Raw genomic sequence first — 25,028 nt, 5'->3', positions numbered from 1 at the left:
AGAATTGAATCAATGCCGCACATTTTGATCGTCGAAGACGAAACCATTATCCGCTCTGCCTTGCGTCGCCTGCTTGAACGTAATCAGTACCAGGTCAGCGAAGCCGGCTCGGTGCAGGAAGCACAAGAGCGTTTCAGCATCCCCACGTTCGACCTGATTGTCAGCGACCTGCGTCTGCCCGGAGCGCCGGGCACCGAGCTGATCAAGCTTGGCCAGGGCACTCCGGTGCTGATCATGACCAGCTACGCCAGCCTGCGCTCGGCGGTTGATTCCATGAAGATGGGTGCGGTGGACTACATCGCCAAGCCGTTTGACCACGATGAAATGCTCCAGGCCGTGGCCCGCATCCTGCGTGACCGCCAGTCAGCCAGCAGCGCGCCTGCCGAACAGCGCCCCGCCGGCAAGGCGACCAACGGCGCCGACAAGCCGGGGGTCGACAACAGTAACGGCGAGATCGGCATCATTGGCTCCTGCCCGCCGATGCAGGACCTGTACAGCAAGATCCGTAAGGTCGCGCCCACCGACTCCAATGTATTGATCCAGGGCGAGTCGGGCACCGGTAAAGAACTGGTGGCCCGCGCCCTGCACAACCTGTCCAAACGCGCCAAGGCGCCGATGATTTCGGTGAACTGTGCGGCGATCCCCGAATCCCTGATCGAGTCCGAACTGTTCGGCCACGAGAAAGGCGCGTTTACCGGCGCCAGCGCTGGGCGTGCGGGCCTGGTGGAAGCGGCGGACGGCGGTACGCTGTTCCTTGATGAAATCGGTGAGTTGCCGCTGGAGGCCCAGGCGCGACTGCTGCGTGTGCTGCAGGAAGGTGAGATTCGCCGTGTAGGCTCGGTGCAATCGCAGAAGGTTGACGTACGCCTGATCGCGGCCACCCACCGCGACCTGAAGAGCCTGGCCAAGATCGGTCAGTTCCGTGAAGACTTGTATTACCGCCTGCACGTGATCGCGCTCAAATTGCCGGCCCTGCGTGAGCGCGGTGCCGACGTGAATGAGATCGCCAACGCATTCCTGCTGCGCCACATTGCACGTATCAACCGTACCGACCTGACGTTCGCGCCCGACGCCGAGCAGGCGATTCGGCATTACTCGTGGCCGGGTAACGTGCGGGAACTGGAGAATGCGGTCGAGCGTGCGGTGATCCTGTCGGAAAGCCCGGAAATTTCCGCCGAGCTGCTGGGTATCGATATTGAACTCAGTGACTTGGAGGATGACGACTTCATCGGCCTGGTCCCGACACAGGGCGGCGCCAGCAATACCAGCCATGAGCCGACGGAAGATTTGTCACTGGAAGACTATTTCCAGCATTTCGTCCTGGAGCACCAGGACCACATGACCGAGACCGAGTTGGCACGCAAGCTGGGCGTGAGCCGTAAGTGCCTGTGGGAACGCCGCCAGCGCCTGGGCATTCCACGGCGCAAGACCGGGGTGGCCAGCGAAAGCTGAGGGTGCGCCCCCACAGGTAACACCCTCCGATGTGAAAAAACTGTTACCGCGGATATTTCGCGTAACAAAAGCCGGGGCTTACGGTAACGAAGCCCCGGCTTTTTTTCGCCCTTCAAAAACCAAAAACCACCTCAACCCCCCGGTTTTGCTGGGCGACGCAAAAGTTGGCACGCACCCTGCTATATGCTTAGTACAAAAACAATAACAAGCTTTGTACAAGACAATAAAAATAAGACGAATCGACTCACGCATAACAAAAACAACACGGCGGAGGCGCAGCTAACTGATTCTTTTGGAGAGGCGTTGCATTTGGGGCTTGCCCCGCAACCAGGCCGAGAACAACAAAAACTGCCCTAAGGCGGAGCCTGAACTGGTTGGATCGTAGATCAGCAACACAGCGACCAAAGCAATCCGTTTGCTCTTGACTCCCGATTGGGAGTGTCATGAAGGTGAAGCTTCATGGCGAGGGCGATCAACAAAAACAAGAAGCCCGAAATCAATAATAAAAATAGAGCACGCAACTACTTCTGGGGGAGCTTCGGCTCCCCTTGTAGTTTCCGGGATTTGACGATTTAAGGCTTATGGCGCAACGCCGAAGCTTGTTCCTACACCATCCCCTGACTAAATGCTAGAATCCCCGCCCATCATGCGGTCATTCTTCGTTATGGCCGAACATTCCTTCAAACAGTGCATCCCATGCTGAAGAAGTTGTTCCAGTCATTCCGTTCTCCCTTGCGTCGTACGCAACACAAACGCAGCACGCCTGAAGTGCTCAACAGCAGCCAGCATTCGTTGCAGCGCGCTCAATTCAGCCGTTATGCGGTGAATATCGTCGAACGGTTGCAGAACGCCGGTTACCAGGCCTACCTGGTGGGCGGTTGCGTACGCGACATGCTGCTCAATATCACGCCTAAGGATTTCGACGTCGCCACCAGTGCCACGCCTGAGCAAGTGCGTGCCGAGTTTCGCAATGCGCGAATCATCGGTCGCCGCTTCAAGCTGGTGCATATCCATTTTGGTCGCGAAATCATCGAGGTCGCGACCTTCCGTGCCGGCCACCCGCAAAACGATGAAGAGGAAGATACCAATCAGTCTTCCCGCAACGAGAGCGGGCGTATCCTGCGCGACAACGTCTACGGCACCCTGGAAGAAGACGCGCAGCGCCGCGACTTCACCATCAATGCCCTCTATTACGATCCGGTCAGCGAACGCATCCTCGATTACGCCAATGGCGTACACGACATCCGCAATAACCTGATCCGCCTGATCGGCGACCCGACGCAGCGCTATCAGGAAGACCCGGTGCGCATGCTGCGGGCCGTGCGCTTCGCCGCCAAGCTCAACTTCGGCATCGAAAAGCACACCGCCGCACCGATACGCGAGCTGGCACCGATGCTGCGGGAAATCCCGTCCGCGCGTCTGTTCGAAGAAGTGCTCAAGCTTTTCCTCTCCGGCTACGCCGCCGACACCTTCGAAATGCTGGTCGACCTGCAGTTGTTCGACCCACTGTTTCCGGCCAGCGCCGAAGCACTGGAGTACAACCCGACTTATACCCACACGCTGATCAGCGAAGCCTTGATCAATACCGACCTGCGCATCAAGCAGAACAAACCGGTCACGCCGGCGTTCCTGTTTGCCGCCCTGTTGTGGCCGGCCCTGCCCAAGCGCGTACTGCGTCTGCAGGAGCGTGGCATGCCGCCGATCCCGGCCATGCAGGAAGCCGCTCACGAGCTGATCGCCGAACAGTGCCAGCGCATTGCTATCCCGAAACGTTTCACGATGCCGATCCGCGAGATCTGGGACATGCAGGAACGCCTGCCGCGCCGCAGCGGCAAGCGCGCCGACCTGCTGCTGGACAACCCGCGCTTCCGTGCCGGCTACGACTTCCTGCTGCTGCGCGAAAGCGCCGGTGAGCAGACCGACGGCCTGGGCGAATGGTGGACCGACTATCAGGATGCCAATGACAGCCAACGCCGCGATATGATTCGCGACCTCGGCAGCAAGGGTGATGGCGAAGGCGCAGGGCCGAAGAAGCGTCGTCGCAGCGGCACCAAGCGTAAACGCAGTGCGGCCGATGCCTCGGGCGCCGCGGGCGAATAAACGTGGAACGCATCTACATCGGCATGGGCAGCAACCTGGCTGCCCCGGATCAACAATTGCGCAGCGCTGTCGAGGCGTTGGCACAATTGCCAGACACTTGCGTCGCCGGCGTTTCCGCCTTTTACCAAAGTGATTCGCTGCTACCGGGCCAACCGCGCTACACCAACGCGGTTGCCGCCCTAGACAGCCGCCTTGCGCCACTTGACCTGCTGGATGCGCTGCAAGCCATCGAAAACGATCAGGGCCGCGAGCGCCTGGAGCGTTGGGGCCCTCGCACCCTTGACCTGGACATTCTGCTGTTTGGCGATCGCCTGATCGACGAACCGCGCCTGAAGGTGCCCCATTACCAGATGCACCTGCGTGCGTTTGTGTTGTACCCATTGGCCGAACTGGCGCCTGCCGCATTGCAATTGCCGGATGGAAAGCGCCTCAGTGCCCTGCTTGAAGCCTGCCCGTTTGTCGGCCTGGAACGGCTCCCCGTTGCTGAATCGCGTCAGTAACAGCGGTAACACCGCCATCGTAACAATGCGGTAACACATCCAATTGACTTCCCGTGTCCTCCTCACGACTATAGGCGTCCCGCTGCCGCCAACCCGGCGCTGAAGGGCGCAATCCAGGCCTTATAAGCACTGCTCTCAAGACGGTGCGCCTGAATAACGAAGACTCACGCGCGTAACTCGCTGTTTCCAAGCGCCTGAACGAGGACCCTTTTCATGCCAGACATTACCCTGACCACCTTGCAGAGCCTCAAGCTCAAAGGTGAAAAAATCACCATGCTGACCTGCTATGACGCCACCTTCGCCCACGCCTGCTGCCAGGCCGGGGTTGAAGTGTTACTGGTAGGCGACTCCCTGGGCATGGTCCTTCAAGGGAATGACAGCACCCTGCCCGTCACCACCGATGAACTGGCCTACCACACCTCCAGCGTCAAGCGCGGCAACGACGGCGCATTCATCATCGCCGACCTGCCGTTCATGGACTACGCCACCGTCGAACAGACCTTCCTGAACGCCGGCAAACTGATGCGTGCCGGTGCACACATGATCAAGGTGGAGGGCGCCGTGTGGCTCGCCGAGTCGATTCGCCTGCTGGCTGAGCGCGGCGTGCCGGTCTGTGCACATATGGGCCTGACGCCACAGTCCGTGAACATCCTCGGCGGCTACAAGGTCCAAGGCCGCAACGAAGCCCAGGCGCGCCAGATGCGTGCCGATGCCATCGCCCTGGAGCAGGCGGGCGTTGCGATGATCCTGCTCGAATGCGTGCCCAGCGAACTCGCAGCAGAAATCACCCAGGCCGTTAAAGTGCCGGTGATCGGTATTGGCGCGGGCTCGGCCACCGACGGCCAGGTGCTGGTGCTGCACGACATGCTCGGCCTGTCGATTACCGGCCGCGTGCCGAAGTTCGTGAAGAACTTCATGACCGGCCAGGACAGCATCCACGCGGCATTGAGTGCTTACGTCGCCGAAGTCAAAGGCGTGACCTTCCCAGGCGCCGAACACGGATTCTCTGCATGAACACCGTAAAAACCGTACGTGAACTCAGAGCCGCCGTCGCCCACGCCCGCAAGGCCGGCAAACGCATCGGCTTCGTGCCCACCATGGGTAACCTGCACAGCGGCCATGCCAGCCTGGTCAGCAAGGCTGTGCAGCAGGCGGACTTTGTCGTGGCGAGTATTTTCGTCAACCCGCTGCAATTTGGCGCCGGCGAAGACCTGGACAAGTACCCTCGCACCCTGACCGCCGATCAGGAAAAGCTCCTACAGGCAGGCTGCAACCTGCTGTTCGCGCCGACCGTCGAGGAGATGTACCCCGGCGGCATGACCGGCCAGACCCGCGTCAGCGTCCCGCAATTGTCCGAAGGCTTGTGCGGCGCCAGCCGTCCCGGGCATTTCGAAGGCGTGGCGACCGTGGTCAGCAAACTGTTCAACATGGTCCAGCCGGACATGGCTGTATTTGGCCAGAAGGACTACCAGCAACTGGCCGTGATTCGTGCCATGGTCCATGACCTGAACATGCCGATCCAGATCATTGGCGAGCCCACCGTGCGCGCCGATGATGGCTTGGCACTGTCCTCGCGCAACGGTTTTCTCAGCGAAGAACAACGTGCGATCGCGCCGGTGCTGTACCGCAGCCTCAGCCAGATTGCCGCAGCCATCAAAAGCGGTGATCACGACTTCGCCAGGCTGCGTGCCGAACAGGTGCAGCAGATCGAGGCTGCCGGGTTGCGCCTGGATTACCTCGAAGTGCGCCAGGGCGTGCACCTGCGGGCCGCTACGGCGGAGGATCGGGATATTGTGATTCTGGTGGCGGCCTTTCTAGGCACGACCCGCCTGATCGACAACCTGCATCTGACCCTCGACTGACCTCTCTGAACACCCCGCCGATTGCCCTGATCGCTGTGCCGGTATAAAAAAGTACCGGCCACAGCGCAGACAAAGCCAAGACATATCGACACGCTAGGTTTAATGTAATCGCCCTGCGCTATGGTTAGCGCTGTCTGGAACCCAATCCTTGAGATAAGACTGGATGTTCCGGGCTTTGAAGTGTCCTAAAGGCAGTCCCCGTAATAAAAGGAAACCCGCAGCGATGGCGTACTACCGCACCCCTCATGACGTTACCGCTCTGCCCGCCTGGCAAGCGCTCAATCAACATCGCCAAGCCATGCAGGATTTCAGCATGCGCGAAGCGTTCAATGCCGATCCCCAGCGCTTTTCCCAGTTCACCTTGAGCAGCTGCGGACTTTTCCTCGATTACTCGAAAAACCTGATCACCGGCGAAACCCGCGACCTGCTGGTGGGCCTTGCCAACGAAGTGGGCCTTAAAGACGCAATCAACTCGCTGTATGCGGGCGAGCCGGTCAACTCCTCCGAAGGCCGCCCTGCCCTGCACACCGCCCTGCGCCGCCCGGTGGGCGACAAGCTGTCGGTCAACGGCGTGAACATCATGCCGGACGTGCATAAGGTGCTGAACCAGATCACCGACCTGGTCGGCCGCATCCACGACGGCCTGTGGCGTGGCTACACCGAGAAGCCAATCACCGACGTGGTGAACATCGGCATCGGCGGCTCGTTCCTCGGCCCGGAGCTGGTCTCTGAAGCGCTGTTGTCCTACGCCCACAAAGGCGTGCGCTGCCACTACCTGGCGAACATCGATGGCAGCGAATTCCATGAGCTGACCATGAAGCTGCGCGCCGAGACCACGCTGTTTATCGTCTCGTCGAAATCCTTCAACACCCTGGAAACCCTGAAAAACGCCCAGGCCGCCCGCGCCTGGTACCTGGCCCAGGGTGGCTCGGAAGCCGAGCTGTACCGCCACTTTATCGCCGTGTCGAGCAACAACGCGGCCGCCGTGGCCTTCGGTATCCGCGAAGAAAACATCTTCCCGATGTGGGACTGGGTGGGCGGCCGTTATTCGTTGTGGTCGGCCATCGGCCTGCCAATCGCCCTGGCCATCGGCATGTCCAACTTCAAGGAACTGCTGTCCGGTGCCTACACCATGGACCAGCATTTCCAGAACGCACCGTTCGAACAGAACATGCCGGTGCTGCTGGGCCTGCTGGGCGTGTGGTACGGCAACTTCTGGGGTGCGCAGAGCCATGCGATCCTGCCATACGACCACTACCTGCGTAACATCACCAAGCACTTGCAGCAGCTGGACATGGAATCCAACGGCAAGAGCGTGCGCCAGGACGGCAAACCAGTGTCCACCGACACAGGCCCGGTGATCTGGGGCGGCGTCGGCTGCAACGGCCAACATGCTTATCACCAATTGCTGCACCAGGGCACCCAACTGATCCCGGCCGACTTCATCGTGCCGATCGTCAGCTTCAACCCGGTGTCCGACCACCATCAATGGCTTTACGCCAACTGCCTGTCCCAAAGCCAGGCCCTGATGCTCGGCAAGACCCGCAGCGAAGCCGAAGCCGAGCTGCGCGACAAGGGCATCCCGGAAGACGACGTGCAGAAGCTGGCACCGCACAAGGTGATCCCGGGCAACCGTCCGAGCAACACGCTCGTGGTTGAACGCATCAGCCCGCGTCGCCTGGGCGCCCTGGTTGCGATGTATGAACATAAAGTGTTCGTGCAAAGCGTGATCTGGGGCATCAACGCCTTCGACCAATGGGGCGTGGAGCTGGGCAAGGAGCTGGGCAAGGGCGTATACAATCGCCTCACCGGCGCCGAAGAAACCTTGGCCGAAGACGCGTCGACCCAGGGCCTGATCAACTACTTCCGCGGCCGTCACCGCGGCTGATGCAGGCAACGCAAGGCCAACGTCCGTTTGGACGTTGGCCTTGAACCCTCTCCATACAGGGTGCATCTTTATGACTTGTCGCAAAAACAAGAATAAGGATCGCTCATGTTCGATATCAGCACGTTTCCCATCGCCGATGCCGTCCGCCGGGCTGCGCAACTCAGTCAAGAGGACTACCAGCGCCTCTATCGCCAATCCATCGAACAGCCGGACACGTTCTGGGCCGAACAGGCCAAGGGCTTTCTCGACTGGATAACACCGTGGCACACCGTCCAGCAGTCAGACATCCAGACCGGTGCCGCCCAGTGGTTTGCCGGTGGCCAGTTGAACGTCAGCTACAACTGCATCGACCGTCACCTGGCGCAACGCGCCGATCAGCCGGCCTTCATCTGGGAAGGTGACGATCCTGCAAAATCTTCCAAAATCACCTACCGCCAACTGCACCAAAACGTCTGCCGCCTGGCCAATGTGCTGAAAAGCCGTGGCGTGAAAAAAGGCGACCGGGTGTGTATCTACATGCCGATGATCCCGGAAGCGGCCTACGCCATGCTGGCTTGCACACGGATTGGCGCGGTGCACTCGGTGGTATTTGGCGGGTTCTCACCGGACGCCCTGCGCGACCGCATCCTGGACGCCGACTGCCGCACCGTGATCACAGCCGATGAAGGCGTGCGCGGTGGTAAGCCGGTGGCGTTGAAACAGAATGTCGACAAGGCCCTGGCCAGTTGCCCCGACGTCAGCACGGTGCTGGTGGTACAACGCACCGGCGCCCCGGTGAGCTGGAGCGAAGGCCGCGACCTCAAGTATCAACAGGCCTTGGATGCAGCGAGCGACGATTGCCCTCCCGAACCGATGGACGCCGAAGCCCCGCTGTTTATCCTCTACACCTCCGGCAGCACCGGCAAGCCCAAGGGCGTGCTGCACACCACGGGCGGCTACCTGCTCCAGGCGGCAATGACCTTCAAGTACGTACTCGATTACCGCGACGGTGAGGTGTTCTGGTGCACTGCCGATGTGGGTTGGGTCACCGGCCATAGTTACATCGTGTACGGGCCGCTGGCCAATGGCGCGACCTCGCTGATGTTCGAAGGTGTGCCGAGCTACCCGGACAGTTCGCGCTTCTGGCAGGTCATCGATAAACACCAGGTGAATATCTTCTACACCGCCCCCACCGCCTTGCGCGCGTTGATGCGCGAGGGTCACGCCCCGCTGCAGACGACCTCCCGCGCCAGCCTGCGCCTGCTCGGCAGCGTCGGCGAACCGATCAACCCGGAAGCCTGGGACTGGTACTTCAACGCAGTGGGCGAACAGCGTTGCCCCATTGTCGATACCTGGTGGCAGACCGAGACCGGCGGCATCATGCTCAGCCCGCTGGTCAGCGCCCAGCGCATCAAACCAGGTTGCGCCACCCAGCCGATGTTTGGCGTGCAGCCCGTGCTGCTGGATGAACAAGGCAAGGTCATCAGCGGAGCCGGCAGCGGCGTAATGGCGATCAAGGCCAGTTGGCCGGGGCAGATTCGCAGCGTCTACGGCGACCCGCAGCGCATGGTCGACACCTATTTCAAACCCTACCCCGGTTACTATTTCACCGGTGACGGCGCGCGCCGCGATGAGGACGGCGACTACTGGATCACCGGGCGTATCGACGATGTGATCAACGTGTCCGGCCACCGTATCGGCACCGCCGAGGTAGAAAGTGCGCTGGTGCTGCATGACCTGGTGGCCGAGGCCGCCGTGGTGGGCTACCCCCACGATGTCAAAGGCCAGGGCATCTACGCCTTCGTCACCCCCATGAATGGCGTCGAACCCAGCGAGGCGCTGAAAAAACACCTGCTGGAACTGGTCAGCAAGGAAATCGGCAGCTTTGCCAAGCCGGAACTGATCCAATGGGCACCGGCCTTGCCGAAAACCCGATCCGGCAAGATCATGCGCCGGATTTTGCGCAAGATCGCCTGCAATGAACTGGACAGCCTGGGTGATACCTCGACCCTGGCCGACCCCAGCGTCGTCGACGGCCTGATCGATAAACGCCTGAACCGCTAGGAAACCCGAGTCGCCATGGAATTTATCCGCAGCCGTATCGAAACCCAGTTGATGAGCCTCACCGGCTTGTCACTGGGCCAACTGGACCTGGAAAACCCCAAGGGCGATCCGGGCCTGTTCGGGCCGGACTCGATCAGTTGGCAAGTCCATGGCGACTTCAGCAGCATGCTTATCGGCGGCATCAGCGCCTTGATGCTGCAAGCCTTGCACCCATTGGCCCTGGCCGGCGTGTGGGACCATTCGAATTTTCGCCAGGACATGCTTGGGCGCCTGCGCCGTACCTCGCAGTTTATTTCCGGTACCACGTTCGGCGCGCGCAAAGACGCCGACTGGCTGATCGAAAAAGTGCGCACCATTCACCTGCAGGTGGTGGGTCATGCCCCGGACGGGAGGCCTTACGCGGCCAGCGATCCAGCGCTGCTGACCTGGGTGCATGTGGCGGAGGTGAGCAACTTTCTTGCTGCCCACTTGCGCTACCGCAACCCACACCTCTCCGGCCCTGATCAGGACCGTTACTACAGCGAGATCGCCGTCGTCGCAGAACGGCTCGGCGCGCAGGATGTGCCGCATTCACGCCAGGAAATTTCCGATTACCTTGAGAATATCCGCCCGCAATTGCTGTGCGACGAGCGCAGCCGCGAAGTGCTGCGCCTGTTGCTGAACGCGCCCTCCCCCAGCCTGTTGGCCAAGCCTTTTGGTGCCTTGATGATGCAAGCCGGGATCGACCTGCTGCCGGACTGGGCCAGCACCCTGCTCGATCAGCACCAGAGCCCCCTGCAACGCCAGATGATCCGCGCCGGGGTCAAGCGCAGCGCACCGTTGTTGCGCTGGGCGATGCGCAATGGTTCGGTGCAGCGTGCACACCGGCGGATGGGGTTGATGTAGGCGACGCGCCATAGCTGCTAAACTCCGCGCCCTCATTGCCCCCATTTACCTAAGCAAGGCGCGCTCCATGTCTCCCTTGAATCAGGCGCTGCGCGCCGCCCTCGATCATCGCCAGGATCTGATCAGCGAACTGCACGCCCAGGGCACCGACTGCTATCGGCTGTTCCATGGCAGCCAGGAAGGCGCCGGCGGCCTGACCATCGACCGCTATGGCCCGCAGTTACTGGTGCAAAGCTTCCATCAGTCGTTGGAAACCGCCGACCTGCTGGAGCTGCACCAACTGATCAACCAGTACATGGGCCTGGAGTTGCTGCTGGTCTACAACGACCGCTCCCGCGGCAACTCGCGGGTCGATCGCGAAGATTCGGTATACCGCGCCGAACCTGCCGCGCTGGAAGACCTGGTCGGCCACGAATGGGGCCTCAATTACCGTGTCCGTGGGCGCCACGCCGGCCAGGACCCGCTGCTGTTCCTCGACCTGCGCAATACCCGCGGCTGGGTCAAGGACCACAGCGCCGGCAAAAGCGTACTGAACCTGTTTGCCTACACCTGTGGGGTGGGCCTGAGCGCCGCTGCCGGTGGTGCGCGCGAGGTATGCAACCTGGACTTCGCCGAGGGCAACCTGGCGGTGGGACGTGAAAACGGCCAGCTCAATCCACAGCTTCCCACCATGGAGTTCGTGCAATCGGACTACTTCCCGGCGATTCGCCAACTGGCCGGGCTGCCGATCACCCAGCGTCGCGGGCAGAAACTGCCGAGCTATCCGCGCCTCGAGCAGCGTCAATATGACCTGGTGTTGCTCGACCCGCCGGCCTGGGCCAAGAGTGCCTTCGGTACCGTCGACCTGTTGCGTGACTACCAGAGCCTGCTCAAGCCGGCACTGCTCGCTACAGCAGACAATGGCGTGCTGATCTGCTGTAACAACCTGGCAAAAGTCAGCATGGAGAATTGGCGTGAACAGGTGCTGCGTTGTGCGCAAAAGGCTGGGCGTCCGGTGCGGGACTGGAAAATCATGACACCCGGCGCGGACTTTCCCTCACAAGATCAACAGCCACCGCTGAAGACTCTGATACTTCAACTGTAAGCAGCATCCTAAAGGCCCGGTTCTTCGGAACCGAAATCCCGTGCCATACTCCAAGGCACTCCTGTTTGACATAGATGGCGCCGCCCCATGCCCAAAGGATTGATTCGCGCCACTGGCGCCTTGTTGACTGCCCTCGCGTTGTACAGCTTGCTGGGCTTTCTGATTTTGCCTGGCATCGCCCTTCGTATTGCCAACCAACAGTTAGCCAATTACGCCACGGTGCCGGCACGCATCGAGCGGATCGAACTTAACCCGTTCAGCCTGGAAGTCACGGTATGGGGCTTGAAGATTGGCGAACCCGGTAAGGAACAGGTAGGTTTCGAACGGCTTTACGCCAACCTGCAGGCCGATAGCCTGTGGACCCGCGCCCTGCACCTGGCGGATGTGCAACTGGACAAGCCCAGGACCGAGTTGTTGTTCGAAAAATCAGGCCAGCTGAATCTGGCGCAGTTGTTCAAGCTGCCACCGAGCGAGCCGACCCCGGCAGACCCTGACGCCAAACCGTTCCCGCTGCGTGTCGACAGTATCAAGCTGGCTGGCGGTTATTTGCATTTCCAAGACCTGCGCCCCAGCGAACCCATCGAATTCCTCTACGATACCCTCGACTTCGAGCTGAAGAACCTCAGCACCCTGCCGGAAGACAATGCGGACATGACCTTGGTCGCCGCCGGCCCTGAAGGCGGACAGATCGACTGGAAAGGCAACTTCAGCCTGGTGCCGATCACGTCCGAAGGTACGCTCAAAGTCACCGGCGGCAAGATGAAAGCCTGGTGGCCGTATGTGCGTGACGCCTTACCCCTGGTACTTGAAGACGGCGTGCTCAACTTCAGTACCGAATACAGGTTCAGTCTGGCCAAAGAAACCGAGCTGAACCTGACCAATACCGCCGCCAGCATCGCACCGTTCGCCATCAAGGCCCCGGATGGCCGGCCGTTGGTGCGCCTGGAGCGTTTGGACGTCAGTGAGACCACGGTGGACCTGGCCAAACAGCAGGTGGTGGTGGGCAAGATCCGCAGCAATAAACTCGAGACCTGGGCGGCTCGTGAAGCGGATGGGCAACTGGACTGGCAAAAACTGTTCGCCGGCCAGCCAGGCAAACCGGCCAAGGCGCCGGAGCCTGCGACTGCACCCGCCACGGCCGACTCGCCAAAGCCTGCGCCCGTCGCCCCAAGCAAGCCCTGGCAAGTGCTGCTCAAGGATGTACAGCTGCGCAACTACCAGGTGCACTTGGCCGACCGCCAGGCCAAACCTGCGGTGGCGCTGGAGCTCGGCCCGTTGAACGTCGACGTGCAGAACTTCGACAGCCTCAACCAGAGCCCCTTCACCCTGAAGGTCGACACCGGCCTGGGCAAGCAGGGCAAGATCCAGGCAACCGGCACGGTCAACCTCAACCCGGTCAGCGCCAAGTTGAAGGTCAATACCAAGGACATCGACCTGCGGGTCGCCCAGTCCTATATCAGCCCGTTTATCCGCCTGGAACTGCGCAGTGGCATGCTTGGCAGCGACCTCGACGTGAACCTGAAAAGCACCGATCCCCTGGCGCTGCAGATCACCGGCCGCGCGCAGGTTGACCAATTGCATACCCTCGACACCCTCAAGACCCGCGACTTCCTCAAATGGCAGCGCCTGGTGCTCGAAGGCGTGAACTACCAACACGGCGACAGCCTGTCGATCGACAAGGTCAACCTGCTGCAGCCCTATGCGCGGTTCATGATCAACGATGACCGCACCACCAACGTCGACGACCTGCTGATCCCGCAGCCGGCCGACAGTGGCGCCAAATCGTCAGCCAAACCTGCCGCGAGCAAAGAAAAATCCCTGGGCATCCATATCGGGCAGATTGCGATCAACGACGGTTCGGCCAACTTCGCCGACTTCAGCCTCACCCCCAACTTCGCCACTGCGATCCAACAGCTCAACGGGCAGATCGGCACCATCGACAGTCGCCAGGCCAAACCGGCGAGCGTTGACATCAAGGGCAAGGTCGACCGTTATGCACCGGTGACCATCAAAGGCAGCGTGAACCCGTTTGACCCGATGGCGGCGCTGGACATCGCCACCAGCTTCAAACGTGTCGAGCTGACCACCCTGACGCCTTACTCGGGCAAGTTCGCCGGTTTCCGCATCCGCAAGGGCCGCCTCAACCTTGACCTGCATTACGTGATCACCAAGGGCCAGTTGAAGGCTGAGAACAAAGTGGTGGTCGAGCAATTGCAACTGGGCGAAAAAGTCGACAGCGCCGATGCCGTGGACTTGCCGATTCGTCTGGCAATCGCCTTGCTCAAGGACAGCGACGGCAAGATCTCCATCGAACTGCCCGTATCCGGTGACCTGAATAACCCGCAATTCAGCGTGATGCCCATTGTGTGGCAAACCCTGCGCAATCTGGTGGTGCGGGCGGCCACTGCGCCGTTCAAGTTTATTGGCGGATTGGTCACCGGAGGCGGAGCGGAGGACTTGGGTAGTGTGTCGTTCGCTGCAGGCTCCAGCGAGTTGAACAAAGACGCCGAAGGCGCTCTCAACACCTTGGCCAAAGCCTTGAAAGAACGCCCTGCCCTACGCCTGGAAATCGAAGGCACGGCCGCAGCCAGCAGCGACGGCCCATTCCTGGCGGCCCAGCGACTGGAGCGGGAATACCAATACAACTACTACAAAATGCTGCAGCGCCGTGGCGAGAAAGTCCCGGCCCAGGCGTCCTTGCTGGAAGTCCCTGAGAGCGAAAAAGCCCCCTTGCTCGAAGGTATTTACCGCACCCGCTTGAAACAGCAGCCTCCGGCTGAATGGAAGGACCTGAGCAGCAGTGACCGCACCGCCAGGTTGAAAGAGGGCGTGATCAAGTTCTGGAGTGGCAGTGACGTGCTGCTGCGCCAGTTGGGCCAGGACCGTGCGAGCACGATCAAGGACTACCTGGTGGATAAAGCCCAGCTGGAGGACGACCGGGTCTACTTCATTGACGCGCAACTGGGCCAGGCAGAAAAAGACGGTCGAGTGATAACGCCGATGCACTTGGACGCCGAGTAGGCGCCGCTGGCGCATTACTTTCCCGCCCCAATAGAACAGGCCCCGACACAGAAGTGCCGGGGCCTGTAATGACCACATCCGTGTGGTCGGTCGCATGAAACTTAGAGGTGCATTGAGTGGATATCTAACTCACGCGCCGCCGCCGCTAGTTCAGACGAATTCTTGAGCGTTACTCTGCTTTCAGGCCATCGGCCGATACAGCTTTAACGCCTTTGATTTTCTTGGTGATGTTCACCGCGGTCGTTTTCTGTGCCTCGGTCACAGCGACCGAAGAGGACAGGGAAACTACACCCTTGTTGGTTTCGACTTTGATGTCGGTGCCAGGAATGCCTTTCTCGGTGACCAGGTCAGCTTTGACTTTGGTGGTGATCCAGGTGTCGGAGGTTGCGCCTTTGGCGTCAGCCGCTGCACCTTTGGTTTTGTCGATGTTGTCTGCCTTGGTAGCGCCGCCAGCCAACAGGCCGTCAGCCGAAACTGCGGTTACACCTTTGATTTTCTTGGTGATCGCTACGGCAGTTTCTTTCTGCGCGTCCGAAATGGCTACGGTCGAAGACAGGGAAACCACACCTTTGTTGGTCTCAACCTTGATGTCCGAACCAGGGATGCCTTTTTCGGTCAGCAGATCGGATTTAACTTTGGTGGTGATCCAAGTATCCGAAACGCTTTCTTTTGCCTTGGTGGCTTCACCGGCCGCCAGGGTCATTGGAGCTTGGGAAGTCTGGGCAAAGGCCACGTTAGCACCCATGGCCAGGGTCAGAGCGGTAGCAGTAGCGAGAGCGAACTTCTTCATACGAGTAACTCCTGTTTTATTAAAAGTCTGCAGTGTGTGAACCTTGATGCTGCAGCGTTAACAGGGTTATTGCAGGCAGTGTGCCAAGTCGCCACAGAAGATTAAATCGTTAAAAATCATATACTTATAAAAACACTCGAATTTCGGAATCGTGCAACTTGCATGAACGCCATCATGCCTGCGTGCAAGTTGCGGCTTTTGCGATTTACTAAGCGTCTGATTTTTCGGCATTTTCCTTCAGGCGTAAAAAAAGGACTCCGAAGAGTCCTTTTTTTCAGCGTTAGCCTGGGGTAATTAAACGCCCGAAGCCTTGGCTGCTGCTACGTCCTTAATGGACAGCTTGATACGGCCGCGGTTGTCCACGTCCAGTACCAGCACTTCCACTTCCTGGCCTTCTTTCAGAATGTCGGTCACTTTCTCAACGCGAGCGTCGCTCAGCATGGAGATGTGAACCAGACCATCTTTGCCTGGCAGGATGTTGACGAATGCGCCGAAGTCGACGATGCGCTCAACCTTACCGACGTAGATCTTGCCGATCTCGGCTTCAGCGGTGATGCCGAGGACGCGTTGACGCGCAGCTTCTGCAGCTTCCTTGGTTTCGCCGAAGATCTTGATCGAGCCGTCGTCTTCGATGTCGATCGAAGCCTTGGTCTCTTCACAGATCGCACGAATGGTCGCGCCGCCTTTACCGATAACATCACGGATTTTGTCGGTGTCGATTTTCATCGCGATCATGGTCGGAGCATTTTCCGACAGTTCGGTACGGGACTGACCAATGATCTGGTTCATCTGACCGAGGATGTTCAGGCGCGCTTCCAGGGCTTGGCCCAGGGCGATTTCCATGATCTCTTCGGTGATGCCCTTGATCTTGATGTCCATCTGCAGCGCGGTAACACCTTTGGCGGTACCGGCTACTTTGAAGTCCATATCGCCCAGGTGGTCTTCGTCACCCAGGATGTCGGTCAGGATGGCGAACTTCTCGCCTTCTTTAACCAGGCCCATGGCGATACCGGCAACCGGCGCCTTCATCGGCACACCCGCGTCCATCAGCGCCAGGGAAGCACCGCAGACCGAAGCCATGGAGCTGGAGCCGTTGGACTCGGTGATTTCCGACACCACACGGATGGTGTACGGGAACACGTCAGCAGCAGGCAGCATGGCCTGGACCGAACGACGGGCCAGACGGCCGTGACCGATTTCGCGACGACCAGCACCGCCCATGCGACCACACTCGCCCACCGAGAACGGCGGGAAGTTGTAGTGCAGCATGAAGGGGTCTTTTTTCTCGCCTTCCAGGGTGTCCAGCAGCTGTGCGTCACGGGCAGTACCCAGGGTCGCAACGACCAGTGCCTGGGTTTCACCACGGGTGAACAGTGCCGAACCGTGAGTCTTCGGCAGAACACCGACTTCGATGTTCAGCGGACGAACGGTGCGGGTGTCGCGGCCGTCGATACGTGGCTTGCCGTTAACGATGTTTTCGCGAACGGTGCGGTATTCGATTTCACCAAAGGCTGCTTTGACTTCGCTGGAAGAAGGCTGGCCTTCTTCGCCGGACAGCTTTGCAACAACCTGGTCCTTCAGCTCACCCAGGCGAGCGTAACGGTCGGCCTTGACGGTGATGGTGTAGGCGTCGGAGATCGCAGTGCCGAACTCGGAGCGGATAGCGCCCAGCAGTTCGGTTGCTTCGGCTTGCGGAGCCCAGGCCCAGGTCGGCTTGGCAGCTTCGGCAGCCAGTTCTTTAACAGCGTTGATCACAACCTGGAACTCGTCGTGGGCAAATAGTACTGCGCCCAGCATCTGGTCTTCGGTCAGCTCTTTGGCTTCCGATTCAACCATCAATACGGCTTCCGACGTACCGGCAACGACCATGTCCAGGCTCGATGCTTTCAGTTGCTCGTAAGTCGGGTTCAGCAGGTAACCGGTGCTTTCGTGGAAAGCAACGCGGGCTGCGCCGATCGGGCCATCGAAAGGAATACCGGAGATGGCCAGGGCAGCCGAAGTACCGATCATCGCCGCGACGTCAGGATCGGTTTTCTTGCTGGTGGAAACGACGGTGCAGACAACCTGCACTTCGTTCATGAAGCCTTCTGGGAACAGCGGACGGATCGGACGGTCGATCAGTCGGGAAGTCAGGGTTTCTTTCTCGGAAGGACGGCCTTCGCGCTTGAAGAAACCGCCAGGGATCTTACCGGCAGCGTAAGTCTTTTCCTGGTAGTGAACGGAAAGAGGGAAGAAGCCTTTGCTTGGGTCGGCGTGCTTGGCGCCAACAACGGTCACCAATACGGTAACGTCGTCGTCAACGGTAACCAGCACTGCGCCGGAGGCTTGACGGGCGATACGGCCTGTCTCGAGGGTAACGGTCGACTGACCGAACTGGAATTTTTTGATAACCGGGTTCACGGTGTCCTACCTTCTTTGTGGCTCTTGGGGAACTTGTCTTCTTGCGAAATTCTTGGGCAATGTCGGGAATCGGCCCAACCCTTGTCCAGGGGTAAAACGTGTATCCAGATAAAACTTGAGGCTGGGAGCCTACCATGGGCCAGCGGGAATCCCACTGACACACGGCAGACAACCAACCTCTAGCGCAATCGCTGATTAGCGACGCAGACCCAGGCGACCGATCAGAGCCTGATAACGACCCAGATCCTTGCCTTTCAGGTAGTCCAGCAGCTTACGGCGCTGGTTTACCATGCGGATCAGACCACGACGGGAGTGGTGATCTTTACCGTTGGCCTTGAAGTGACCCTGCAGCTTGTTGATGTTGTGGGTCAGCAGTGCAACTTGCACTTCTGGCGAACCAGTGTCACCAACAGCTTGCTGGTAGTCAGCTACGATTTGTGCTTTTTCTTGAACGTCGAGAGCCATGAGGCAATCCTTTTTTCAGGAAACCACCCAAAGGGCAGTTTCAACAGGCCAGGGACAAATCCCTGTATCTAAAAATGAGTGTTGACCGTGCCTGTTAACAGCCACACTCGTTCGGTCATTCTGACCGAATCAGTCGACGTGGCGCGATGCGCCCGTCTTCGCTCACTTCACCGATACCGATAAAGCGACCGTTATGATCCTGTACCCGCACCATGCCGAACTTCGGGGCATCCGGGGCGCGTACCGGCTGGCCGTTAAGCCAGTAGAACGCGCTGTGTTCCGAAAAGTGCAGTAATGGCCAATCCAGCAAGCCACTGTCCGACGGCATCAGGAAGCGATCAACCGCTTCGTTGCCACCTTCGGCGTGTACCGCCTCCAACTCTTCCAGTGTGACCGTCTGGGCCAGGCTGAAAGGTCCGGCCTGGGTGCGTCGCAGTTCAGCTACATACGCGCCGCAACCGAGCTGCTCACCAATATCTTCCACCAGAGTACGGATATAAGTGCCTTTGCTGCAGTCCACGGCCAAGCGTGCGGTGTCACCTTCACAGGCGAGCAATTCCAAGCGCGCAATAGTAACAGAACGCGGTTCGCGCTCCACTACTTCGCCCGCACGTGCCAGCTTGTAAAGGGGCTGCCCATCACGCTTGAGCGCCGAGTACATCGGCGGTATCTGACTGATTTGCCCACGAAAAGCAGGTAAAGCAGCTTCGATATCAGCACGACCAACGGTCACGTCGCGAACCTGCAAAACATCACCTTCGGCGTCTGCCGTGGTGGTGGTCTTGCCCAGTTGCATCAGGGTTTCGTAACCCTTGTCGGAATCGAGCAGGTATTGCGAGAACTTGGTGGCCTCGCCAAAGCACAACGGCAGTACACCGGTGGCCAGGGGATCGAGGCTGCCGGTGTGTCCGGCCTTCTCGGCATTGAGCAACCAGCGGACCTTCTGCAACGCGGCATTGGAGGTAAAGCCAATCGGCTTGTCGAGCAGAATGATGCCGCTGACGTTGCGACGGATACGTTTGACCTGAGCCACCGCTTACTCCTTGGCGTCTTCAGGTGTGGATGGGTGCTGGCTGTCTTCAGCCACGGCGCGCTCGATCAGTGCCGACAGGTGCGCGCCACGCACAACGCTTTCGTCGTAGTGGAAGTGCAACTGGGGCACGCTGCGCAGCTTCATTTCACGGGCCAACTGCATGCGCAGGAAACCTGCGGCCGAGTTGAGTACCTTGATGCTTTGCGCGATTTCTTCGCTGTTGTCCTGCCCCATCACGGTGATGAAGATCTTCGCGTGACCCACGTCACGGCTCACTTCAACAGCGGTGATGGTGACCAGGCCAACGCGGGGGTCTTTGACTTCGCGACGGATCAGTTGGGCCAGCTCACGCTGCATCTGATCGCCGATACGCTGGGTACGGCTGTATTCTTTTGCCATGTCTTGTTACCTGTTACTGCCACACGGTGAAACCCATGGGGTCTGAAAGCGGCAAACGCCCGGCCTGACAAAAGCCAGACCGGGCGTTGCGTTTAGAGTCCTCACGCTGCGCGGGGCATTTGCATGCCCACACGCGGCGTGGCTCCTGAAGTGCGCGAGTTAGAGGCTGCGAGCAACCTGAACCTTCTCGTAGACTTCGATCTTGTCGCCAGCCTTGACGTCGTTGTAGCTCTTGACGCCGATACCGCATTCCATGCCGGCACGCACTTCGGAAGCGTCATCCTTGAAGCGGCGCAGGGATTCCAGCTCGCCTTCGAAGATAACGATGTCTTCACGCAGTACACGGATTGGACGATTACGGTACACGGTACCTTCGATAACCATGCAGCCGGCGATCGCACCGAATTTCGGCGAGCGGAACACGTCACGTACTTCGGCGACACCCAGGATGTTCTCCCGGACGTCACTGCCAAGCATACCGGTGAGGGCTTTCTTGACGTCTTCGATGATGTCGTAGATGACGTTGTAGTAACGCATGTCCAGGCCTTCCTGCTCGACGATCTTGCGAGCGCCAGCATCGGCACGCACGTTGAAGCCGAACAGTACAGCGTTGGAAGCCAGTGCCAGGTTGGCGTCGGACTCGGTAATACCACCGACACCGCCACCCACAACACGCACTTGCACTTCGTCGTTACCCAGGCCATTCAAGGCGCCGTTCAACGCTTCGAGGGAACCACGAACGTCAGACTTGAGGACGATGTTAAGCGTCTTCTTCTCGGCCTGGCCCATGTTCTCGAAGATGTTTTCCAGCTTGCCGGCATGCGCGCGAGCCAGTTTGACTTCACGGAACTTGCCTTGACGGAACAGAGCCACTTCACGGGCTTTCTTCTCGTCAGACAGCACGCTCATCTCGTCGCCAGCGTCCGGGGTACCGTCCAGGCCGAGGATCTCGACAGGGATGGAAGGACCGGCTTCCTTGATTGGCTTGCCGTTCTCGTCGAGCATGGCACGTACACGGCCATAGTTCGAACCGACCAGTACCATGTCGCCTTGACGCAGGGTACCGTCTTGAACCAGTACGGTTGCAACCGGGCCACGACCCTTGTCGAGACGCGACTCAACCACAACACCACGACCTGGGGCCGATGGGGTTGCTTTCAGTTCAAGTACTTCAGCTTGCAGCAGGACAGCTTCGAGCAGTTCGTCCACGCCAGTACCGACTTTCGCCGAAACCGAAACGAATGGCGTATCACCGCCCCACTCTTCAGACGTCACGCCATGAACCGACAGTTCGCTACGGATGCGATCGAGATCGGCGCCCGGCTTGTCGATCTTGTTCACGGCAACAACCAGAGGAACACCAGCGGCTTTAGCGTGCTGGACAGCTTCAATGGTCTGCGGCATCACGCCGTCGTCCGCTGCAACGACCAGGATCACGATGTCAGTCGCCTTGGCACCACGGGCACGCATTGCGGTAAACGCGGCGTGACCTGGGGTGTCGAGGAAGGTGACCATGCCGCGCTCGGTTTCAACGTGGTACGCACCGATGTGCTGGGTGATACCGCCGGCTTCGCCAGCAGCTACCTTGGCACGACGGATGTAGTCGAGCAGCGAAGTCTTACCATGGTCAACGTGGCCCATTACGGTCACGACTGGCGCACGGGAGAATGTCTCGCCTTCAAACTTCAGGGACTCAGCCAGGGAATCTTCCAGGGCGGTGTCGCTGACCAGGGTCACTTTGTGGCCCAGTTCTTCGGCTACCAGTTGAGCAGTTTCCTGATCAAGCACCTGGTTGATGGTCGCTGGAGTACCCAGTTTGAACATGAACTTGATGATTTCAGCAGCCTTGACCGACATCTGGTTGGCAAGATCGCCAACCGTGATGGTCTCGCCGATCTGCACATCACGCACGACAGGGCCGGTTGGGCTCTGGAAACCGTGGGCGTTGCGTTTCTTCAGCTTGGCCTTGCCGCGACCACCACGACGGAAGCCATCGCTTTCTTCGTCGGTAGTCCGTGGAGCAACGCGTGGAGCAGGCGCTTTCTCTTTGACCGAAGCACGATGCGGAGCGTTTTTGCGCTCGCCATCGCCACCACCACCGCGACGATTGTTATCGTCGGCACGTGGTTTATCCGGACGACGAGGTTCTTCGCGCTTGCGGGCATCGGCAGCAGGTGCTGGTGCAGCGGCAACCGGAGCGGCCTCACGCACAGCGTCTGCAGGAGCGCCAGGCGCGGCTACCGCTTCAGTGGAAGCCGTTTGCGCAGCAGCAGGCTGACGACGCGCTTCTTCTTCGGCGCGACGCTTGGCTTCTTCTTCAGCCTTCTGACGTGCAGCATTTTCTACTGCGCGACGTTCTTCCAGTTCGCGTTTGCGCTCGGCTTCGATTTCTTCCGGGCTGCGCTGTACGAAGACTTTCTTCTTGCGTACTTCAACGCTGATGCTCTTGCTACCCGCAACCCGCAGGGTGCTGGTGGTTTTGCGCTGCAATGTAATCTTGCGCGGTTCTTCCACTTTCGCCTTGTGGCTGCTCTTCAAGTGAGTCAGCAAAGACTGCTTCTCACTATCGCTCACACCTTCATCGGCGGCGGTGTGCGGCAGACCTGCCTCACGCATCTGCTGCAACAGGCGCTCTACCGGTGTTTTGACCTCATCGGCCAGTTGTTTCACCGTGACTTGCGTCATGCACTTCTCTCCTCAGGCCGCGCCTAATTACTCGAACCAATGGGCTCGGGCGGCCATGATCAACTTGCCGGCACGATCATCGTCAATGCCGTCGATGTCGAGCAGATCGTCAATAGACTGCTCGGCCAGGTCTTCGCGGGTAATTACGCCGCGCACCGCCAGTTCCATCGCCAAATCCTTGTCCATACCCTCAAGCGAGAGCAGGTCTTCGGCCGGATGGGCGTCTGCCAGCTTTTCCTCAGTAGCGATGGCTTTAGTCAACAAACGATCCTTGGCCCGAGCGCGAAGCTCGTTGACGGTGTCTTCGTCAAAGCCGTCGATGTTGAGCATTTCTTCCAACGGTACGTAGGCAATCTCTTCCAGGCTGGTGAAGCCTTCATCTACCAGCACCTGCGCCAGGTCTTCGTCGACTTCCAACTCGTCGATGAAGTTGCGCAGGATGTCACCGGTTTCAGCTTGCTGCTTAGCCTGGATGTCCGATTCGGTCATTACGTTCAGGGTCCAGCCGGTCAACTGGCTGGCCAGACGCACGTTCTGACCACCACGACCAATGGCCTGGGCCAGATTGTCTGCGCCAACGGCGATGTCCATTGCATGGGCATCTTCGTCAACGATAATTGCCGCCACTTCAGCCGGCGACATGGCATTGATCACGAACTGCGCCGGGTTATCGTCCCAGAGGACGATGTCCACACGCTCACCACCCAATTCGCCCGACACTGCCTGGACGCGCGAACCGCGCATACCGATGCAAGCGCCTTGCGGGTCGATGCGTTTGTCCTTGGAGCGGACCGCGATCTTGGCACGCGAACCCGGGTCGCGGGACGCAGCCATGACTTCGATCAGGCCTTCGGCAATTTCCGGCACCTCGATACGGAACAACTCAATCAGCATTTCCGGCGCAGTACGCGACAGAATCAACTGAGGGCCACGGTTCTCGGTGCGGATTTCCTTGAGCAGCGCACGCAAACGCACGCCAACACGGAAGGTTTCGCGAGAGATGATGTCTTCGCGGGCCAGCAACGCTTCAGCGTTGTTGCCCAGGTCGACGATCACATTGTCGCGGGTCACTTTTTTCACGGTGCCGGAGATGATTTCCCCCAGGCGCTCGCGATAGGCATCAACGACTTGAGCGCGCTCGGCTTCGCGAACCTTCTGCACGATGACCTGCTTGGCGGTCTGTGCAGCAATGCGGCCGAACTCGATGGACTCGATCTTTTCTTCAACGACATCACCGACCTGGGCGCCTGGGTGCGTTTCAGCAACCTTGCTTGGCCAGGTTTCGATGGCCGGATCATCAAGATCGGCCTCTTCGACGACCGTCCAGCGACGGAAAGTCTCATAGGCACCGGTGTGGCGGTTGATTTCCACACGCAGATCAACTTCGTCTTCAAAACGCTTTTTGGTAGCAGTGGCCAGGGCCAGCTCCAGCGCTTCAAAAATCACGTTTGCCGGTACGCCCTTTTCATTGGATACCGACTCAACAACCAGCAGTACTTCTTTGCTCATCGTACGCCTCGCCTTTCGCAAGCCATTGGATCCGCGGGATCCGCGTCTCAGTCAAAACTGGGAATAATGTTGGCCTTGTCGATCATATCGATCGGCAACAGGAACTCATGGTCTTCTACCTGCACCACGACATCCTGTTCTTCTACACCGCGCAGAAGGCCCTGAAAGTTGCGACGCCCTTCAAACGGGGATCGCAGCTTGATCTTCACTTGTTCACCGGCAAATTTTGCAAACTGATCAATAGTGAACAGTGGGCGTTCCATGCCTGGCGAGGAAACTTCGAGGGTGTACTCAACGGAGATAGGATCTTCAACATCCAGAACACCGCTGATCTGACGGCTGACAATGGCACAATCGTCCACCAGCACGCCGCCCTCTTTATCGATATAAACGCGCAACATTGAGTGGCGACCTTGAGCCGAAAACTCAATACCCCAGCATTCATAGCCTAGGGCCACGACCACCGGGGCCAACAAGGCCTGCAACTCTTCTAGCTTGCTCGACACCTGAACCCCCTCGTGCATGTATGTGCATGCTGTGCAAAATAAAAAAATGGGCGAAACGCCCATCCTTGAAACGCCGTCGAACAGCGGCGTTGAAAGTGTCCAGCTAACAAAAAGCCCCTTAAAAGGGGCTCCGCTAAAACTGGTTGCGGGGGCCGGATTTGAACCGACGACCTTCGGGTTATGAGCCCGACGAGCTACCAGACTGCTCCACCCCGCGACAAAGCTGGGGCGGAAGTATACGACCGATCCCTTACAGGGTCAATGTAACCTTCCACCTACAAGAAAGCCCGCAACAGCGGGCTCTCCTGATAATTGGTACCGAGAAGGGGACTCGAACCCCTACACCCTATGGGCACAACCACCTCAAGGTTGCGTGTCTACCAATTCCACCACCTCGGCAATACAG

At 59.2% G+C, this 25,028-nt stretch carries 18 protein-coding genes and 2 tRNA genes; 10 read left to right on the top strand and 10 right to left on the bottom strand.

Annotated elements, in window-relative coordinates; all coding sequences use genetic code 11:
• The first annotated feature begins 12 nt into the window (after positions 1 to 12).
• The 10 genes from BLQ09_RS19780 (at position 13) to BLQ09_RS19735 (ending at position 14,835) form a co-directional block, all read left to right on the top strand.
• Positions 13 to 1,452 (top strand): sigma-54-dependent transcriptional regulator, encoded by a 1,440-nt coding sequence (locus BLQ09_RS19780; protein WP_092358300.1) that lies wholly within the window; start codon positions 13 to 15, stop codon positions 1,450 to 1,452.
• A 696-nt stretch (positions 1,453 to 2,148) separates the two neighbouring features.
• Positions 2,149 to 3,552, top strand: a complete 1,404-nt coding sequence (locus BLQ09_RS19775; RefSeq protein WP_027605381.1) for a polynucleotide adenylyltransferase PcnB — start codon at positions 2,149 to 2,151, stop codon at positions 3,550 to 3,552.
• 2 nt (positions 3,553 to 3,554) lie between these two features.
• A complete protein-coding gene (gene folK, locus BLQ09_RS19770) occupies positions 3,555 to 4,052 on the top strand; it encodes a 2-amino-4-hydroxy-6-hydroxymethyldihydropteridine diphosphokinase (protein ID WP_027605380.1) in 498 nt (165 codons plus the stop codon).
• Between the two features lie 213 nt (positions 4,053 to 4,265).
• A complete protein-coding gene (panB, locus tag BLQ09_RS19765; RefSeq protein WP_027605379.1) occupies positions 4,266 to 5,066 on the top strand; it encodes a 3-methyl-2-oxobutanoate hydroxymethyltransferase in 801 nt (266 codons plus the stop codon).
• Positions 5,063 to 5,914, top strand: a complete 852-nt coding sequence (panC, locus tag BLQ09_RS19760; protein WP_092358298.1) for a pantoate--beta-alanine ligase — start codon at positions 5,063 to 5,065, stop codon at positions 5,912 to 5,914. The genes panB and panC overlap by 4 nt, the downstream gene beginning before the upstream one ends.
• A gap of 223 nt (positions 5,915 to 6,137) precedes the next feature.
• Positions 6,138 to 7,802: a glucose-6-phosphate isomerase gene (gene pgi / locus BLQ09_RS19755; protein ID WP_027605377.1), complete on the top strand. Its 1,665-nt coding sequence runs from the start codon at positions 6,138 to 6,140 to the stop codon at positions 7,800 to 7,802.
• Positions 7,803 to 7,907: 105 nt separating this feature from the next.
• Positions 7,908 to 9,845 carry an acetate--CoA ligase gene (gene acs, locus BLQ09_RS19750; RefSeq protein ID WP_092358296.1) on the top strand — a complete coding sequence of 646 codons (1,938 nt, stop codon included), beginning with the start codon at positions 7,908 to 7,910 and terminating at the stop codon, positions 9,843 to 9,845.
• 15 nt (positions 9,846 to 9,860) lie between these two features.
• Positions 9,861 to 10,730 carry an oxygenase MpaB family protein gene (locus tag BLQ09_RS19745; protein WP_092358294.1) on the top strand — a complete coding sequence of 290 codons (870 nt, stop codon included), beginning with the start codon at positions 9,861 to 9,863 and terminating at the stop codon, positions 10,728 to 10,730.
• Between the two features lie 67 nt (positions 10,731 to 10,797).
• Entirely contained in the window at positions 10,798 to 11,814 is a 1,017-nt protein-coding gene (locus BLQ09_RS19740; RefSeq protein WP_092358292.1) for a class I SAM-dependent rRNA methyltransferase, read from the top strand.
• Between the two features lie 87 nt (positions 11,815 to 11,901).
• Complete coding sequence (locus BLQ09_RS19735; RefSeq protein ID WP_092358290.1) at positions 11,902 to 14,835, top strand: DUF748 domain-containing protein; 2,934 nt, start codon at positions 11,902 to 11,904, stop codon at positions 14,833 to 14,835.
• A 169-nt stretch (positions 14,836 to 15,004) separates the two neighbouring features.
• On the opposite strand, the gene BLQ09_RS19730 is transcribed toward BLQ09_RS19735, so the two are convergent.
• The 10 genes from BLQ09_RS19730 to BLQ09_RS19685 all read right to left on the bottom strand — a co-directional run bounded on the left by BLQ09_RS19730 (position 15,005) and on the right by BLQ09_RS19685 (position 25,021).
• A complete protein-coding gene (locus tag BLQ09_RS19730; RefSeq protein WP_027605372.1) occupies positions 15,005 to 15,625 on the bottom strand; it encodes a BON domain-containing protein in 621 nt (206 codons plus the stop codon).
• A gap of 294 nt (positions 15,626 to 15,919) precedes the next feature.
• On the bottom strand, positions 15,920 to 18,025 hold the full coding sequence (gene pnp, locus BLQ09_RS19725; RefSeq protein WP_027605371.1) for a polyribonucleotide nucleotidyltransferase: 2,106 nt from the start codon (positions 18,023 to 18,025) through the stop codon (positions 15,920 to 15,922).
• Positions 18,026 to 18,220: 195 nt separating this feature from the next.
• On the bottom strand, positions 18,221 to 18,490 hold the full coding sequence (gene rpsO / locus BLQ09_RS19720) for a 30S ribosomal protein S15 (protein ID WP_003176135.1): 270 nt from the start codon (positions 18,488 to 18,490) through the stop codon (positions 18,221 to 18,223).
• Positions 18,491 to 18,605: 115 nt separating this feature from the next.
• The gene (truB, locus tag BLQ09_RS19715) at positions 18,606 to 19,523 is read right to left on the bottom strand and encodes a tRNA pseudouridine(55) synthase TruB (protein WP_027605370.1); all 918 of its coding nucleotides are present in this window, start codon (positions 19,521 to 19,523) and stop codon (positions 18,606 to 18,608) included.
• Positions 19,524 to 19,526: 3 nt separating this feature from the next.
• The gene (gene rbfA, locus BLQ09_RS19710) at positions 19,527 to 19,922 is read right to left on the bottom strand and encodes a 30S ribosome-binding factor RbfA (protein WP_003176137.1); all 396 of its coding nucleotides are present in this window, start codon (positions 19,920 to 19,922) and stop codon (positions 19,527 to 19,529) included.
• A gap of 159 nt (positions 19,923 to 20,081) precedes the next feature.
• Complete coding sequence (infB, locus tag BLQ09_RS19705; protein WP_027605369.1) at positions 20,082 to 22,607, bottom strand: translation initiation factor IF-2; 2,526 nt, start codon at positions 22,605 to 22,607, stop codon at positions 20,082 to 20,084.
• Positions 22,608 to 22,634: 27 nt separating this feature from the next.
• Complete coding sequence (gene nusA, locus BLQ09_RS19700) at positions 22,635 to 24,116, bottom strand: transcription termination factor NusA (protein WP_003212187.1); 1,482 nt, start codon at positions 24,114 to 24,116, stop codon at positions 22,635 to 22,637.
• Positions 24,117 to 24,163: 47 nt separating this feature from the next.
• Positions 24,164 to 24,622, bottom strand: a complete 459-nt coding sequence (gene rimP / locus BLQ09_RS19695) for a ribosome maturation factor RimP (protein ID WP_003235029.1) — start codon at positions 24,620 to 24,622, stop codon at positions 24,164 to 24,166.
• A gap of 140 nt (positions 24,623 to 24,762) precedes the next feature.
• Positions 24,763 to 24,839 (bottom strand) — tRNA-Met (locus BLQ09_RS19690).
• Positions 24,840 to 24,935: 96 nt separating this feature from the next.
• Positions 24,936 to 25,021 (bottom strand) — tRNA-Leu (locus tag BLQ09_RS19685).
• Positions 25,022 to 25,028 lie beyond the last annotated feature (7 nt).

The organism is Pseudomonas sp. NFACC25 (assembly GCF_900100935.1).
GTDB classification, from domain to species: Bacteria; Pseudomonadota; Gammaproteobacteria; order Pseudomonadales; family Pseudomonadaceae; genus Aquipseudomonas; species Aquipseudomonas marginalis.
Note: the sequence above shows the minus strand (reverse complement) of the source record. Positions and strands in the feature narration are given on the sequence as shown.

Coding starts and splice junctions, on each gene's coding strand:
- BLQ09_RS19780 (WP_092358300.1), top strand. CDS start 13: ATGCCGCACATTTTGATCGTCGAAGACGAAACCATTATCCGCTCTGCC.
- BLQ09_RS19775 (WP_027605381.1), top strand. CDS start 2,149: ATGCTGAAGAAGTTGTTCCAGTCATTCCGTTCTCCCTTGCGTCGTACG.
- panB (WP_027605379.1), top strand. CDS start 4,266: ATGCCAGACATTACCCTGACCACCTTGCAGAGCCTCAAGCTCAAAGGT.
- panC (WP_092358298.1), top strand. CDS start 5,063: ATGAACACCGTAAAAACCGTACGTGAACTCAGAGCCGCCGTCGCCCAC.
- pgi (WP_027605377.1), top strand. CDS start 6,138: ATGGCGTACTACCGCACCCCTCATGACGTTACCGCTCTGCCCGCCTGG.
- acs (WP_092358296.1), top strand. CDS start 7,908: ATGTTCGATATCAGCACGTTTCCCATCGCCGATGCCGTCCGCCGGGCT.
- BLQ09_RS19745 (WP_092358294.1), top strand. CDS start 9,861: ATGGAATTTATCCGCAGCCGTATCGAAACCCAGTTGATGAGCCTCACC.
- BLQ09_RS19740 (WP_092358292.1), top strand. CDS start 10,798: ATGTCTCCCTTGAATCAGGCGCTGCGCGCCGCCCTCGATCATCGCCAG.
- BLQ09_RS19735 (WP_092358290.1), top strand. CDS start 11,902: ATGCCCAAAGGATTGATTCGCGCCACTGGCGCCTTGTTGACTGCCCTC.
- BLQ09_RS19730 (WP_027605372.1), bottom strand. CDS start 15,625: ATGAAGAAGTTCGCTCTCGCTACTGCTACCGCTCTGACCCTGGCCATG.
- rpsO (WP_003176135.1), bottom strand. CDS start 18,490: ATGGCTCTCGACGTTCAAGAAAAAGCACAAATCGTAGCTGACTACCAG.
- rbfA (WP_003176137.1), bottom strand. CDS start 19,922: ATGGCAAAAGAATACAGCCGTACCCAGCGTATCGGCGATCAGATGCAG.
- infB (WP_027605369.1), bottom strand. CDS start 22,607: ATGACGCAAGTCACGGTGAAACAACTGGCCGATGAGGTCAAAACACCG.
- nusA (WP_003212187.1), bottom strand. CDS start 24,116: ATGAGCAAAGAAGTACTGCTGGTTGTTGAGTCGGTATCCAATGAAAAG.